The organism is Cyclobacterium xiamenense, assembly GCF_042140265.1.
GTDB lineage: Bacteria > Bacteroidota > Bacteroidia > Cytophagales > Cyclobacteriaceae > Cyclobacterium > Cyclobacterium xiamenense_A.
Window position 1 is genome coordinate 4,187,891 of sequence record NZ_CP159481.1, and the last position, 14,978, is coordinate 4,202,868.

Genomic DNA, 14,978 nt, shown 5'->3' on the forward strand with positions numbered 1-14,978 from the left:
TTTTTTTAAAACCCGTATAAATTAACAGATTAAAGCGCTATTTTAGCCAATTAACAGGTGATTTTCGTATCTTTGCAGCTTCATAGAATTTTCTACACATATAAACTTTCGTATAACTTCATCATCCATGGTTTTTGATATAGACATGATCAAGTCGGTTTACGCAGCGTTTCCGAAGCGTATAGCCGCAGCCAGAAAAGCGGTGGGCAAGCCGCTCACGTTAACTGAAAAAATTCTTTATGCTCACTTGTCGGAAGGCGAGGCGACCAAGGGGTACGAGCGAGGGGTTTCCTACGTAGACTTTAAACCGGATCGTGTAGCGATGCAGGATGCGACCGCTCAAATGGCGTTGCTTCAATTCATGCAGGCGGGCAGGTCTCAGGTGGCCGTTCCTTCAACGGTTCACTGCGATCACCTGATCCAGGCAGAAGTAGGAGCGACCAAAGACCTGGCCAAAGCCAAAGATAAAAACCGCGAGGTATACGATTTTTTGTCCTCCGTTTCCAATAAATACGGGCTTGGTTTCTGGAAGCCTGGAGCGGGTATTATTCACCAGGTAGTGTTGGAGAATTATGCCTTCCCGGGAGGAATGATGATAGGAACCGATTCCCATACTCCCAATGCCGGTGGTCTGGGGATGGTAGCCATAGGGGTAGGTGGAGCCGATGCCTGTGATGTCATGGCGGGCCTCCCCTGGGAGCTCAAATTCCCCAAGCTTATCGGCGTAAAATTGACGGGTAAACTTTCCGGATGGACGGCTGCGAAGGACGTCATTCTCAAAGTGGCCGGTATACTCACGGTAAAAGGTGGTACGGGCTGCATTGTGGAATATTTTGGTGAGGGCGCTCGCTCGCTTTCCGCCACAGGCAAGGGCACCATTTGCAACATGGGCGCGGAAATCGGGGCCACCACCTCCATTTTCGGCTACGATGAAAAGTCAGAAGCGTACCTGAGGGGAACCGACCGGTCCGCTATCGCCGATCTGGCCAATGAAATCAAAGAACACCTTACCGGAGACCCAGAAGTATATGCTTCTCCTTCAGATTACTTTGATGAAGTCATCGAAATCAACCTGTCCGAGCTCGAGCCGCATATCAACGGTCCGTTCACTCCTGACCTGGCCTGGCCACTATCCAAGTTTGCCGCAGCCGTACGGGAAAACAACTGGCCTCAGAAGCTGGAAGTGGGATTGATCGGGTCTTGTACCAATTCCTCCTACGAGGACATTTCCAGGGCCGCATCCCTTGCCCAGCAGGCGGTCGATAAAAAACTCAAGGCAAAATCAGAATACACCATCACTCCCGGATCGGAGCAAGTCAGGTATACGGTAGAGCGAGACGGCTTTTTAGGGGTATTTGAAAACATGGGAGGAGTGGTCCTGGCAAATGCCTGCGGTCCGTGTATCGGCCAATGGGCCAGACACGGAGCCGAAAAGCAGGAAAAAAATTCGATCATCACCTCGTTCAACCGTAACTTTGCCAAACGAGCAGATGGCAATCCAAACACGCACTCGTTTGTCGCTTCACCGGAAATTGTGACTGCAATGGCCATCGCAGGTGATCTGACGTTTAACCCGCAAACGGACACACTTACCAACGAAGAAGGGATGCAGGTACGCCTGGAAGAGCCCGCCGGACTGGAATTGCCAACCAAAGGCTTTGCGGTGGAAGATGCCGGATACCAGGCTCCTGCGGCAGATGGGGCTTCCGTGGAAGTCAAAGTAGCCCCGGACTCCGATCGGCTTCAGCTGCTTGAACCTTTCCTTCCCTGGGAAGGCACCGATTTGAAAGGCTTAAAACTGCTGATAAAGGCAAAGGGGAAATGTACGACCGATCATATTTCCATGGCAGGCCCCTGGCTGCGGTTCCGCGGCCACCTGGACAATATCTCCAATAACCTGCTAATCGGTGCCGTTAATTTCTTTTCCGAGGAAACCAATAAAGTGAAAAATCAACTTGACGGGACCTACGGAGAAGTACCGGCGGTTCAACGCCAGTACAAGCTGCATAACATCGGTTCGGTAGTCGTAGGAGATGAAAACTACGGAGAGGGTTCCTCCCGGGAACATGCGGCCATGGAACCACGATTTTTGGGTGTACGAGCCATTTTGGTCAAATCCTTCGCCCGTATCCATGAGACCAATCTCAAAAAACAGGGCATGCTTGCGCTGACCTTTGACAACCCGGCCGACTACGCGTTGGTACAGGAGGACGATACCATCGATATTGTAGGCCTTGATACCTTTTCTCCCGGTAAACCCTTGACTGTGGTGCTGCACCACAGCGACGGAAGTACGGATGAAATCAAGGTAAACCATACGTATAACGAGGGCCAAATCAAGTGGTTCCAGGCAGGATCTGCACTAAACCTGGTCAAGGAAAATGCGATCTGATTCCTGATAAGCTTTCATCGAGGACCAAAGGCCATGAATACGCTTCATGGCCTTTTTTCGTTGAAAACCACGTATTTTAAAGGTGCGGCATCATTTTTAAGGAGCAAGGTTTGAAGGGGCCTGTCCTGCTTTTTTTTTGCGCCAGGACACTGGACCTGAGTCAATCTGCAACGGCTTTCCAACCGCTATCTTGCCGACTGTAAGTATTCCTCCACCAACGCCATGGAGGGGTCTTTCTCGTACACTTCACGAAGAAAACGTTCCGCCATTTCCATTTCCCCCTTTTTGAAATAGTAGATTCCTTTGTTGCGCAACGCATACAGGTTGCGGTTATCCTGCTTCAGGCTGAAGTTGATGTCTTTCAGGCCTTCCTCCAGTTCGCCCAGGTACAGCCGGTATAAGCCCCGGTTATTATAATAAAACGGCTGATCTTTCTCCAGGTCGATGGCTTCCTCTACACTATCCAGGGCCTTTTGATAGTCACCCAACTCAAATTGTATCAGCGACTGAAGGTTATAGATCATGCTGTGCCGGGAATCCAGTTTCCTGGCGCGAGTTAAATCTTGCAGAGCAGTCTCCCAGTCGTCGAGGTGGTAATGTACCGTAGCCAGGTTGATATGTAGCTCTACGTTTTCGGGATTCAGGGCGAGCGCTTGCAAGAAGGCTTGTTTCGCCTCCGGATACTCTTTCAGGGCCGAGAGCGTGAGGCCGCGAACGAAATGGGCTTGCTCGTCTGCTTCGTCACTTGCCACCAACGCGTTGCTGTTTTCCAAGGCCTTGTAGTACTCTCCAAAATCCAGATAAGCCATGATGCGTTGAAGCCGGGCATCGCGGTAGGTTTCATCCAGCTCGATCGCCTTATCAAAATCAGCAATGGCTTCCGGGTAGCGCAATTGCCGGTGTCTGGCAAGTCCCCGATTGTAATAGGCCTCCTTGAATGCAGGATCGATGGCCAGTGCCTCGTCGTAATAGCCGATCGCGCCCTTGGTATTTCCTTCTGCTAATTCGTTGTTTCCCTTCAACAAAAACCTGCCCTTTTTATCCTCATCCGAGGCACAGGAGAAGGCAATCATTCCCAGTAGCAGCAGAACAACCGGCCATTTTATGTTCATATTCTTCACTTTTTTAACATCGGTTTGATCTCTTCCTCTCCAAACAAATACGCAAACGGTTTGGTGCTGTTTTTCAATTCAAAAATTCGCTTGAGTATCGCAAGTGTCGGAATGATCAAAATCATTCCAATGACACCCCATATGGCCCCCCCGATCAACAGGCCTAAGAATGTCACCAAGGCATTCAAATTTACGTTTCCCCCGACAATTTTTGGGGTGAGAAAATTACTTTCGATCAATTGAATCACGGTAAATGCGATGAGCACCATCATGGGATAAATCAACCCATCCATTGTCAAAAAGGCAAAGACAAAGGGAAGTATGGCTCCAAGGAAGGGTCCCAGGTAAGGGATAATGTTGAGCAAGGCAGCAAATAACCCAAAAAACAGCGCGTGTTCCACTCCGATGCTGTACAGCGCAACCGTGTTTAGAACAGCCAAAATCCCCATCACCTTGACCATACCGATGATGTAGTACTGAACGACCTTTCGCAGGTCGCGTATTTTTGATTTGACTTGCTCCTCTTCCTGGGAAACGAAAAATTTGGCTATAAAATTCGCCAAATGATCCCGGTATAGGAGCATAAAAAATATAAAAACCGGCAAAAGGACAACGCCTGAAAGAGACCCTATGGTGGACAGTAGGAAATTGGAAACGGTCTCACTGTTCGATTCCAGTAGGTCGAACAGCTGGGTCTTATCCAAGCCGTTTTCGATACCCAGATTGGCTCCAAAAATGTCCGTGGCCATCTGGTCCAAATCGGCAAGGTACTGATTCAATCGTCCCGACACATCCTCAAAATCCCGGGAAAAACTTCTAACCTGAAGAATGACTAAGACGATCAGCCCGATAATCGACGCAAGAGAAGTCAACAATGCAACCACCGCAGCTACCGGACGGGGAAACCGTTTGCCCTCCATCCAATTGCAGGCAGGAATCAAGAGCATGGCGATGTAGCCGCCAAGCATGATGGGTATCAGCAAGCTTCTCCCGATGATCAGGATGTAGATAATCACAATCAACAATAACAGGATGGTCAGCGCCTTTAAATGGCCGGGTAATCTTAGTTTTGTCATGCAGGAAGATGTTTGGAACAGTTATTGTACTAATCGTATACAAATTAGTATATAATTTTTCATTAAAACCAATAGTAACATGTCAAATCAACTGAAACTTAAGGGAAATTGGAACGAATTAAAAGGAAAGATAAAAGCCAAATACGGGGAGCTTACTGAAGATGACCTCAGGTATTCCGAAGGCCAGGAAGACCAGCTGATCGGAAAGCTCCAGCAAAAGACAGGGGCTGCGAAAGAAGAGCTGAAGGAAATGATCTTTGAGGAGGAGAACAAATAAGGCTCCTATTTCTTGAGAAACGTAAAAAACGGGTTCACCAAAGATTGGTGCCCGTTTTTTTTTATCCTTTTCAGCAAAAACTAACCCATCTTTGCCTCCTTTCCCACGTTCCAGTCGGGGCAGCTGCCATCGCCGGGCTCAGCCGGTGCGCGCCTGGAATAAATGTCATCAATCTTTCGTGTTGCGAATAGAAAGTTGGGATTTGTCTAGCTGTTCTGAAAATTTCTCTCCCCCTTTGATGCCAAAATCCAAGGTCCGAATGGGGAATGGGATAGTGATTCCGTGTTCATCAAATGCTTTTTTGATGTTCTTGATTGCCTGGTTTTTCGCAAGTATATACGTTCGGTTTTCTCGGCTGTATTCCAGCCAAATATTCACCGAAAAGTCGATGGAACTGTCGCCAAATCCTTTCCAAAACAACGAAACATCCTCCCCTCTGATTTTTCCCGGAACCTCGCTAACGGCCTCAAGGGCTACTTTTTCAACCAATTCCAAATTTTCACCATAACTTACCCCACAGTCTATACGTATCCTACGTCTACCTTCTTCCGTGTAATTGGTGAAATTTTCCTGAAAAAGAAACCGGTTGGGCACATACACCATGGGACCATCAAACGTTTTTACCTTGGTTACCCTGAGATTCACATCCACCACATTGCCCATGATCCCGTCGTGGGTTTCGATCACATCTCCGATCGCGTAGGGTTGCTGAAATGTTATGTAAATGCCCGACATAAAATTTGCTGCCGTATCCTGAAATGCAAAACCCAGTGCCAATCCAATGATTCCGAGGCCGGCAAGAATGGAAGTAACAGTACCGGTGAGGTTAAGAATGGACAACGACAGCATCAATCCTCCGGTGAGGATTCCCAGAAAAATCAGGCGACTCAGGAACCGGCTGATCGTCTCGTCCAAATGAATGTGGATAAGCTGCTTCTTGGAAAACCGCTCTATAAAACGAGCAACAAAAAGAAAAACGACAAAAATAAAAACTGCCAGTACAAGATTGGGTAAATAAGCGACGAAAGCCGTGAGCCAATCTTCCAGCTTATTCGCGACTGTTTCAAACAATTTAGGTGTGCTCATTGCATGGATCGGTTATAGGTGTTGCTAATGGTTCAAAAAGTAAAGAAAAACAGGAGAAAGCATTCTGCCCTTCATTTAATTTGATGAAATCAAAAAAAATGCTACAATTACTACACCAAAATGATCTTTTTTAAGAAATTTCTGGTTACATGATTCGACTTTGATGCGACATACAAGAAAACTGCCCATGGTTTCTCATAGCTATTTCGTCTGTTCTCTTCTTCTTCTCTTCCTCAGTTTTACCTGGTTTTCCTGCACGACCGAACAGGTCGAGGACGATCTTCGAAACGGCCCCACTGTGGAAGATTGTACAGGATTTGCTTATCCGGACACGCTTTTCTTTATCAGCGAGACGCCAGACAATTTCGTTGATCCGATTGGGGTCGAAGGTTCGGGAACGTACTCCGTTTTTCCCGAGGGATTGGCCATTGACCCACAAACCGGCACCATTGATATCAATGCCAGCGAAACCGGATTGAAATACCAGGTTAGTTTTAGGCAGGGGGAAACCTCCTGCACGTTTTTTGTCACAATTGCCGGTATCAATTACCTGGATGGCATCTACGTAGTGGATCGGGAGGGGGCGACCGTCGAACCTGTTTTCAACGGAACCCCTGCAGCACTACCGGTCTGCGAGGACGACGACAGTGATGAGGACGATAGTGATGACGGTAGCGGAGATGATGATGACGACAGCGACGACGATGATAGCGATGATGACAGTGATGACGACGATAGCAGCGATGATGACGATTGCGAATTTGACGAAGTCGGTCCCGGCGGAACACGCCTGGCGGATCAGGGACTGGTCATTGGGAACCAGACAGGCGTAATCGACCTGCGGCAAAGCCTCGATAAAAACTTCTTCGGCCCCCAACCGCTAAACGGCACCGAAAAAGACGTGGTCTTGTATTACCGGCTCAACGACGGTAGTATGCGCGCGTTAAACTCCTTGGGAATAAAGTTCTTTTATTTTGAAACCATGGAGGATGTGCCACAGGATCTCATCAATGAAATCCAGGCGAAACAAGGTCAAATCGTATCGGAGAAGCCCACTGCATCGAGCATGCGCTTCAATTTCAACACACCTAGAACAACGCGACGATTTTCGCCGGAAAGGCGAAGACCCCGACCCCCCTACCTGGTCGTGGTTTCGCGCTTTGCGCGGTAGGTGTCTGATTGTTGGTCCCATGAATACAACCCTCGGTCTGCTCGTTTTTTTATTATTCTTCATCTTTCCGCCTGAGATGGTAACAGGCCGAAGTAACACCTGGCAGGAAAAATACAAAGAAGCGCTTGCCCTGTTTTACGAGGAGGTACCAGACCAACAGTCCGACAGCATCGCCAGGCAATTATTTCAAGAAATCATCGGAGCACAGGCAGCCGAGATTGTCCCTGATACGGTACTGCTAGACGCCCATGAAAAATTGGGCACGCTCTTTCTTATCCAGAACCGGCCTGACCAAAGCATTCAAATCCTTAAAAAAGGGGTGAAGGCCGCCGAAAAAGGTGGCCTGGTAGATTCCTTGCTCTTCCATTCGTATTTGTTTCTGGGAGAAAATTTCTTTCTACTGAATCAAGCGGATAGCAGTGTATTTTACCTCAACCGGGCAGAAGCCGCCCTAAAAACAAAAACCGATAAAAGCGAAACAGGAAGGCTGTACAATTCCCTCGGGGTTATTTACTACGAATCGGGAAACTACTACCAGGCAATCAATTACTTTGCGAATGCGAAGTCGGTCTTATTGGAAGGCCAAACATCCGCAAATTCCCCTCCCGTAGACTACTTTCTGTTTAGTTTACTGAACAACGAAGCAGCCGCATGGACGAACTTACAGGAGTTTGCCAAAGCGGCCGACTTGTACATGGAGGCATTGGAATTAGCCATCGATCGGGATGAAATCATGAGAAAGTTAGCTTCTTTGTACGTAGAAAAAAATGATCCGGATACGGCCCTGTACTACCTGCAACAGATCGAACAACAAGAAAACCCCAGCCAGTTTGACCAAAATATCCGCGCCGAGATTTATCTGTTGACCAACCAGACAGATAAAGTGATCGAACTGCTCAGCAAGGTCGTTGGAAAAGGGCAGCGCGAGGAATCGGGCGAACAGACGATCCAAAATTACCGAAATGGAAAGTCATGGCAGCTATTGGGCAGGGCATGGTTTCAAAAGGAAGAATACGAGCAGGCCCTGCGTTCCTTCCACCTTGCCCTGGTGAATTTTGATGAAGGTTTCCATGAAACGGACATTTATCGAAACCCCAAACCCGGAAATGTAAACTGGGGAATGACCGATCTTTTTGAAACCCTTTTACTAAAGGCGGAAACTGTCCGTTCACTGGCACTGGTTTTGGCTGAGGATTCCTTGCATCAGTTGTCCTTTCAAACCTACCAAGCCGCCTTCGACCTTATTTTTTACATGCATAATCTATACGACAACGAAGACGCCCGCCTTTTCCTGGGTGAGGCTGTCCGCAAGGGCTACGAGTCGGCTGTGTCCGCTGCCGTGCACCGTTACCAAGAAACAAACGATCCGGATGATTTAATTCGGGGATTCATTTGGGCAGAAGAAAGCAAAGCCTCTGCATTGGAATTGGCACGAAACGAAGCCAGGCTAAAAGAAAAAGCGGGTATACCGGCCGACCTTCTGCAACAGGAAAAGGCACTGAGGTTTCAGCTGACCCGGGCCAATCGGCAATTGGTTGAAAATTATGCGATCGAAAATATCGAGGCATTGGAGGCTGCCGTTCAGGAAAGTAAACTGGAATTAAGCCGGCTCTATGCAAGGTACAAGGATTTTTCTTCTTATTTCAACGAAAAAGTGGCTGCGGAGCGCATCGACTTTTCGGCACTCCAGTCCCGGGTGAAAACCGTAGGTCAGGCAGTCGTCTCGTACTTTGTTTCCAAAGAGGAAGTTTTTTGCTTCACCCTTACACCAAACGGCTTGAAACTGTTTGAAATTGGCGAAGTAGCTGGTATCCGGTCTACCGTGCGTGCCTTGCAATCCTCCCTACTCGAATCCAAAGGGAATAGCCGAAAAGACCTGGAGTTTGCTGCGGGCGAGGCATTTCACCGGCTGATCGCAGCCGCTTACCGGGAAATCAACGAATATACCGATTGGGTCATATTGCCCGACCAGTTTCTGGTACATGTTCCCTTTGAGGTGATGCAGGATCCGGGGGAACGATCCCTGGTAGAAAATCATGCCCTTTCCTATCTTTATTCCGGAAAATTCCTTCTATCGGAATCAGGAAAACCCATGAAACGCCAGGTATTGGGCTTTGCCCCCTTTACCAAAAAGGATTCCTCACCCGAAGCAACTGGCTACGATCCGCTCCCCCATTCCGGCAGGGAAATGGATGCGTTGAAGGAAGGGGTGGTATTCTCCGGTGCATCCGCTACCAAAACAGAATTTATAGCGAATTCTGAAAGCGCTTCCCTGATTCATCTTGCCACCCATGCTTTTTCCTCGTCCAAACCGGGCGCTGATCCTTTTATCGTTTTTTCGCCGAGCGAAACCGATCACCTGCTCTATGCCGAAGAGTTGTATCACTTAAACCTTCAAAACACCTCCCTGGTGTTTTTAAGCGCCTGCCAAACCCATACCGGAACCCTTATTGCAAGCGAAGGATTGATTGGTCTGTCACGCGCCTTCTCCTACGCAGGCTGTTCAAATGTGGTTGGCAGTATTTGGAAAGCCAACGATAAAACAACCGCTTACATCAGTCGGGAGTTTTACCGGTGGATCGACCGCGGATACAGCTTCCCTGTTGCCTTGCAGCGGGCCAAGAATGCGCTACGAAACGATCCGGCCATGGCGCAATTCCATCATCCCTACTACTGGGCTCATTTGGTCTTTATCGGCAACCGGACCGAACAAAGTTCTTCTCCCATCTGGGTTTACTTTTGGTACCTTTCGGTAGTACCCCTGATACTCGCCGTTGGCTGGTGGCTTCGAAAAAAAAGTCCGGAAAAATCCGAACTTTTTAACCGAGCAATCCAATACATCGTAAATCAATCGATTTCGATTTCTATTTCGGCATCTGCCAGTATCTTATTCGTTATTTTTCTGTAAATGGACGGATTACTGGTTTTGCTGATCAGCAGCAAACCCGTTTCATCCACTTCCGCATTTTCCAGCTCTGACTCCGTAACGGTAGCAAACCAACGGGACGGAACCAGTTCGAAGAGAATTAAGGGATTGTTAATTCTATCGACCCTAAATGTCCCGTTTTCCGACTCAATTTCTACTTCAAAATCAATTTCATCTCCGTAATATTCGTACCTGACAGACACCACTTCACTGTCTCCATGGGTATAGGTACCGTTTATTAACACCGAAGGTTCGTTTCGGTAATCGATTAAATCGATCTCCATTTCAATTTCCTCATAGACCCCTTCAGGGATTTGCACAAATAAATCCGCGTCGCTATCGAATTGATCAAAGGTGACTTTCTTGATTTCATTGAATTCGATTTCGTATTCCCATTCCTCTTCCGATTCGTCATCATCGTCATCGTCGTCATCAAAAGAACCGGCAGCGGGCAGCCCCTCTGCATTGAAATCACCTTTAAGTTCCAATTCCAGCTCTTTGATCTGAATAAAGCCATCGGTAAACTGAAGTCCGGTGGCGGTTGTTCTTGCATTGGTCGCCGTAGTCGAGCTGCCTTGAAGTTTAAAAAGCATCCCGATGGTTCCGTCTCCGGTTCCTGGTACCATATCCTCTTCGGTAGTACAACTCGTGAAGCCTAAGGAAAGCAAGAAGGCCACTGATATCATCCATTTTTTTTGTTTCCGTATCATGTTTTTACGATTGTTTAGTTTCCCTTTGGTTGCAGCAAGGCAGCAGGATGTAACCTTCTTCGAAGAAAAAAAATGAAAAAGTTTCAGCTGCGGACCTGGTCCTTCCAAAAACAGACTAGCGCAACGTCTTCAGTCGAATGCTCAGTATCTCCGCCCAGGAAAAGCTGGATCGGTATTTGTGCCGGTCGTCCTCGCTTATTTTTTCAATCCTTCGCAGAGCGTCGGCATACGCCTCCTGTTTCAAGTAAGCAAGCGCGATGTAGAAGTCGGCCTCGTCCTGAAAATTGTCGGTTTCGTTGCGGGCATTGGTGGTATCCAAGGCTTGAAGATAGTGCAATGCCTCCGATGGCTGGTCTAATTCCAGTGCAGCTGCGCCCAAAAGCAAAAGCTCCTTCGAATTAAATGCGCCCAGCGGTTCTCCCTCAATTGCCTGAAACATGTTCTTAAAATCTCCTTTCAAATAAAGGGATTCCAGCTGATTTTCCCTGGCTGCAACGCCCCTGTCAACGGTAATTTCGTAGGAAAGGTAGTTTGCTTCATACAGTTGGTTGCCGTCCTTCTGCGCAAGAAACACTCCGTAGGCAAGGGTTCCCAAAAGTGCTACGGAGGCTGCGATTCCGGCCCAAAATTGAAGCGGGCGCACCTTATTTTCCAGCTTGGGCGTCGAAACGGAGGTAAACTTCTTGTTTTCGATGCGCTGTTTCAAAAAATCGTGCTGAATCTCCTTTACAGCAGTCTCGTAGCCCTTGGATTTAATGGAACGCACGGCAAACTGCAGCAGGCTGACCCGCTCCCGAAGCGAGGGATTCGCCTTCAGCTCCTGCTCTAATTTTTGCCTTTCTTCGGAATCCAGGGCACCGTCCAGGTATTCCAGCAAGTAAGAATCATCGTATTTCTTTTCCATATTCCAGTACGTTTTTAACCATTTGGTAAAGGCTGGGATTGCCTTCAATGCGGTCGATTAATTGCTTCATGCACTTGTATTTGGTATTTCTGACCACTTGCTCATTCGAATATCCCTCTTCTTCTCCGATTGCTTTCATGGATAGGTTTTCGTAATAAAACAAGTGAAGAAGGCGCTGACATTTCTTGCCCAATTGTTCGAATAAAGACATCACCAACTGCTGCCCTTCCATTTCTTCCATTATTTCGCTGATATCTTTTGCCTGCTTCTCCTGTTCACTGCTATAGATTTGATGCCGATTGGCCCTGCTCTTGGTTTTTCTGAGCGTGGTCAACCAAATATTTCGATTGATTCCATAAAGCACGGTATTGATACTGGAGTCGCCCCGGAATTTTCCGGTTTGCACCATCTGTAAAAACACCAACATGGTTTCCTGTATGGTATCTGCTGCATCTGCCTCGGAACCGCTATTCTGAACAATGTAATTCTCCAGGACCGTGTAATATCCATTGTACAGCTGCAAAATCGCTTCGTTTACCTGCTGGGATCCGGAAAGTGCCTCCAGTATTTCCCGATCAGTCCAAACCGTACCTTTTTTCATAAGTATCCGTTTCTTAGTGGTACCAAATGTAACCATTGTAACCAAAATTGGGAAAAAAAATGCAAGCATACCCGGCAGTGTATGTCAACCTAACAAAACTCCCCCTGGAAAATCTGGGGACCTCTGCCCTCTGGTAGCTAGCAGCGGAATCGGTACCCTAAAGGGTCAGAAAAGTGCTTCCACTTGCCCTCAAATTGAGGAAGTGGTGCCGGACACGAAGAACGAACCTGTTAAAACGCTAGAAAAAGGGACTTTGAATTAATTTTCCTAAATTAGGCCGGCTTTAGCGATTCGAAATTACTGAAACCTGCAATCGTATCGTATGTAATCGGCTTATATCTGCTGAAATGAAGAAATATAGAAAGTTATCCGGGGTTAAAGAGATTGCCAGGCTAGCCGATGTTTCCATTGGTACCGTTGACCGGGTGATCCACAATCGCTCGGGTGTGTCCGCAAAGACCAAATCCAAAATTGAGACGATTATCAAACAGCTCAACTACCAGCCAAACATTTTGGCCAGTCGCCTCGCGTCCGGAAAAGTGTATCGACTTGCGGTGCTGATCCCAAGAGGCTCTGAAAAAACCGATTTCTGGGATGCCCCCCTCAAAGGAATCAAACGGGCGGAAGAAGAAATCAAACAATACGGAATTTCTGTAGCCACTTTTTTCTTCGATCTGAACGATAAAACATCGTTTATCGCATCGACTGAGCAAATAAAGAAACAAAAACGTTACGATGGGGTACTTATGGCCCCCTCCTTCGTGAAAGAATCCTTGTCTTTCATCCGATACTGTCGGGATCAGTCGATCCCGTTTGTATTTATTGATAGCAATATTGAGGTAAGTGGAAGCCTTTCCTACATCGGCCCTCCCTTGTTTCAAAGCGGCTTTTTGGGAGCCCGGCTCTGTACCTTTGGTATGAAAAAAACCAAAAAGGTTTTATTTATCACCATTTCCAAGGAAAAGAATCGATACAACTACTCCAAAATAGAAGAGGGTTTTAAAAATTATTTTTTTGAAAACAACGTCGACCACGATTTGGTCAAATTAACGATCACCGATACGGAAAAGGAATCGGTGTTTAGAAATCTCGAAAAGGCTTTCGTAAAGCACCCGGATATTGAAGTTATTTTTGTTACCAATTCCAGGGTGTTTTCGGTAGCTCAGTTTCTTGAGACAAAAAAATACAAACAAATTCATCTCGTTGGCTACGATTTTTCAAAAGAAAACCAAAACTACCTGAAGAGTGGTTTAATAGATTTTCTTATTTGTCACAAGCCGGAAGAACAAGGATACCGGGGACTCATGAGCCTGTATCATCACCTGGCGCTTCATCTACCGGTCGATCCGATGTACTTCATGCCCATCGACATCGTCACCAAAGAAAATCAGGATTTCTACCGGTGATCGGGGCTGCCGCTCCCGTGCTAGCGTTTCAAATGGCACTTTCGGAAACAGTTATATTCCTAGCCAACTATCTTCTTGCCCGATAACTTGTTCTTCCTGAACAATTTGACTGATCGCCCCTTGCCATTCAAAATGCGGTAGAAACTTTACCGATCGAAAGAACGATTTTACCGCTTCGTAAGCCGTACGGAAAATACGTTCCAGAATGCTTTTCCTAGAAATCGGAAAAACGGTGGGACTCTTCAAGTATTTCAGCGAACCGGTTGATCGGAGGACCGGGTACTTCGATTAGGTACCGGCGTAAATGATCAGAAGCAGACCGGAAATAAAACAGGCGAACATGGCTGCAAGCCAGAAATTTATTTTCCTGGATGCTCCTTTGAATTCCCTCCATACGAAAACTCCCCATAAGGCTGCTACCATCGTCGCTCCCTGTCCCAGTCCATAGGAAATCGCAGGACCCGCCTGTTCGGAAGCAATGATGCTAAACGACATTCCTATACACCAAATAATCCCTCCCAACATGCCAACACCATGAATCGACCAATTGCCTTTGAAATACTCCCGGTAACCAATGGGATTTCCTTCGATAGGTCGTTTCATCAAAACGGTATTGAACAGAAAATTACTCAGTAAGATCCCCAACGAAAAAACAAAAACGGCAGCATAGGGAGTGAACTTTCCAATGGCCGGATGTGCGAAATTCAATGACATGGACTGTTGTACAAAAAAGTAAAACAACGACATCAACACGCCTCCCAATAAAGCCAGACGAATCCCTTTCCCCGGATTCGTTATGCTTCCCTTGTTGATTTGCCGGTAAGCCAACGCATCCAGCACAATCGCAGCAGCAACCAGGGACACACCCAAAAAAAGCAATACCGGATCGCCTTTTTGCTCGTACGTGTAGTTGATAACCACACCCAGAACCAAAGCCAGTCCAATGCCAATCGGAAAAGCTACCGCCATCCCTGCGATGGCAATAGCCGCCACGATGAGAATATTGGCCAGGTTAAATATTACACCACCGACCAGTGCTTTGAAATAACTGGCAACCGTCGCCTGCTGCAGGTCTTCTATAAATGGCCTCCCCATTGTACCCGTACTTCCCAGACTGAGACCAAATAGCAGTGCCAACAGAACTATCCCGATCACATAGTCCCAATAAAACAATTCGAACCGCCAGCTAGCTGCTGCCAGTTTCTGGGTATTGGCCCAGGAACCCCAGCACAACATGGTCACCAAACAAAAAACAACTGCCAGAAAATACGATTCAATGATATACATGGGTTAAGGGTTTTTGGCGCTACCAAATGA

12 protein-coding genes are annotated in these 14,978 nt (G+C 47.2%); 5 read left to right on the plus strand and 7 right to left on the minus strand.

Features of this window, described 5'->3' with window-relative positions; translation table 11 throughout:
- The first annotated feature begins 127 nt into the window (after positions 1–127).
- Positions 128–2,392, plus strand: a complete 2,265-nt coding sequence (locus tag ABWH99_RS17005; protein ID WP_375583023.1) for an aconitate hydratase — start codon at positions 128–130, stop codon at positions 2,390–2,392.
- A gap of 185 nt (positions 2,393–2,577) precedes the next feature.
- Here the strand turns inward: ABWH99_RS17005 and ABWH99_RS17010 are convergent, their stop codons facing one another.
- Positions 2,578–3,504 (minus strand): tetratricopeptide repeat protein, encoded by a 927-nt coding sequence (locus ABWH99_RS17010; protein WP_375583024.1) that lies wholly within the window; start codon positions 3,502–3,504, stop codon positions 2,578–2,580.
- 5 nt (positions 3,505–3,509) lie between these two features.
- A complete protein-coding gene (locus tag ABWH99_RS17015; RefSeq protein ID WP_375583025.1) occupies positions 3,510–4,580 on the minus strand; it encodes an AI-2E family transporter in 1,071 nt (356 codons plus the stop codon).
- 79 nt (positions 4,581–4,659) lie between these two features.
- Between ABWH99_RS17015 and ABWH99_RS17020 the strand changes: the two genes are divergently transcribed.
- Positions 4,660–4,857, plus strand: a complete 198-nt coding sequence (locus tag ABWH99_RS17020; protein WP_375583026.1) for a CsbD family protein — start codon at positions 4,660–4,662, stop codon at positions 4,855–4,857.
- Positions 4,858–5,025: 168 nt separating this feature from the next.
- On the opposite strand, the gene ABWH99_RS17025 is transcribed toward ABWH99_RS17020, so the two are convergent.
- Positions 5,026–5,943, minus strand: coding sequence for a mechanosensitive ion channel family protein (locus ABWH99_RS17025; RefSeq protein WP_375583027.1), 918 nt, complete (start codon positions 5,941–5,943; stop codon positions 5,026–5,028).
- A gap of 163 nt (positions 5,944–6,106) precedes the next feature.
- On the opposite strand from ABWH99_RS17025, the gene ABWH99_RS17030 reads away from it, so the two are divergent.
- On the plus strand, positions 6,107–7,114 hold the full coding sequence (locus ABWH99_RS17030) for a hypothetical protein (protein ID WP_375583028.1): 1,008 nt from the start codon (positions 6,107–6,109) through the stop codon (positions 7,112–7,114).
- Positions 7,115–7,133: 19 nt separating this feature from the next.
- Entirely contained in the window at positions 7,134–10,022 is a 2,889-nt protein-coding gene (locus ABWH99_RS17035; RefSeq protein WP_375583029.1) for a CHAT domain-containing protein, read from the plus strand.
- Here the strand turns inward: ABWH99_RS17035 and ABWH99_RS17040 are convergent.
- From ABWH99_RS17040 to ABWH99_RS17050, 3 genes are all read right to left on the minus strand, one after another.
- Positions 9,962–10,750, minus strand: a complete 789-nt coding sequence (locus ABWH99_RS17040) for a hypothetical protein (RefSeq protein WP_375583030.1) — start codon at positions 10,748–10,750, stop codon at positions 9,962–9,964. The two genes, ABWH99_RS17035 and ABWH99_RS17040, sit on opposite strands and share 61 nt — an antisense overlap.
- A gap of 115 nt (positions 10,751–10,865) precedes the next feature.
- On the minus strand, positions 10,866–11,654 hold the full coding sequence (locus tag ABWH99_RS17045; protein WP_375583031.1) for an anti-sigma factor family protein: 789 nt from the start codon (positions 11,652–11,654) through the stop codon (positions 10,866–10,868).
- Positions 11,635–12,255 (minus strand): RNA polymerase sigma factor, encoded by a 621-nt coding sequence (locus ABWH99_RS17050; RefSeq protein WP_375583032.1) that lies wholly within the window; start codon positions 12,253–12,255, stop codon positions 11,635–11,637. Before ABWH99_RS17050 ends, ABWH99_RS17045 begins: the two co-directional genes overlap by 20 nt.
- A gap of 347 nt (positions 12,256–12,602) precedes the next feature.
- Here ABWH99_RS17050 and ABWH99_RS17055 point away from each other — a divergent pair, with 347 nt between their 5' ends.
- On the plus strand, positions 12,603–13,661 hold the full coding sequence (locus ABWH99_RS17055; RefSeq protein ID WP_375583033.1) for a substrate-binding domain-containing protein: 1,059 nt from the start codon (positions 12,603–12,605) through the stop codon (positions 13,659–13,661).
- 288 nt (positions 13,662–13,949) lie between these two features.
- On the opposite strand, the gene ABWH99_RS17060 is transcribed toward ABWH99_RS17055, so the two are convergent.
- Positions 13,950–14,948, minus strand: coding sequence for a GRP family sugar transporter (locus ABWH99_RS17060; protein ID WP_375583034.1), 999 nt, complete (start codon positions 14,946–14,948; stop codon positions 13,950–13,952).
- Positions 14,949–14,978 lie beyond the last annotated feature (30 nt).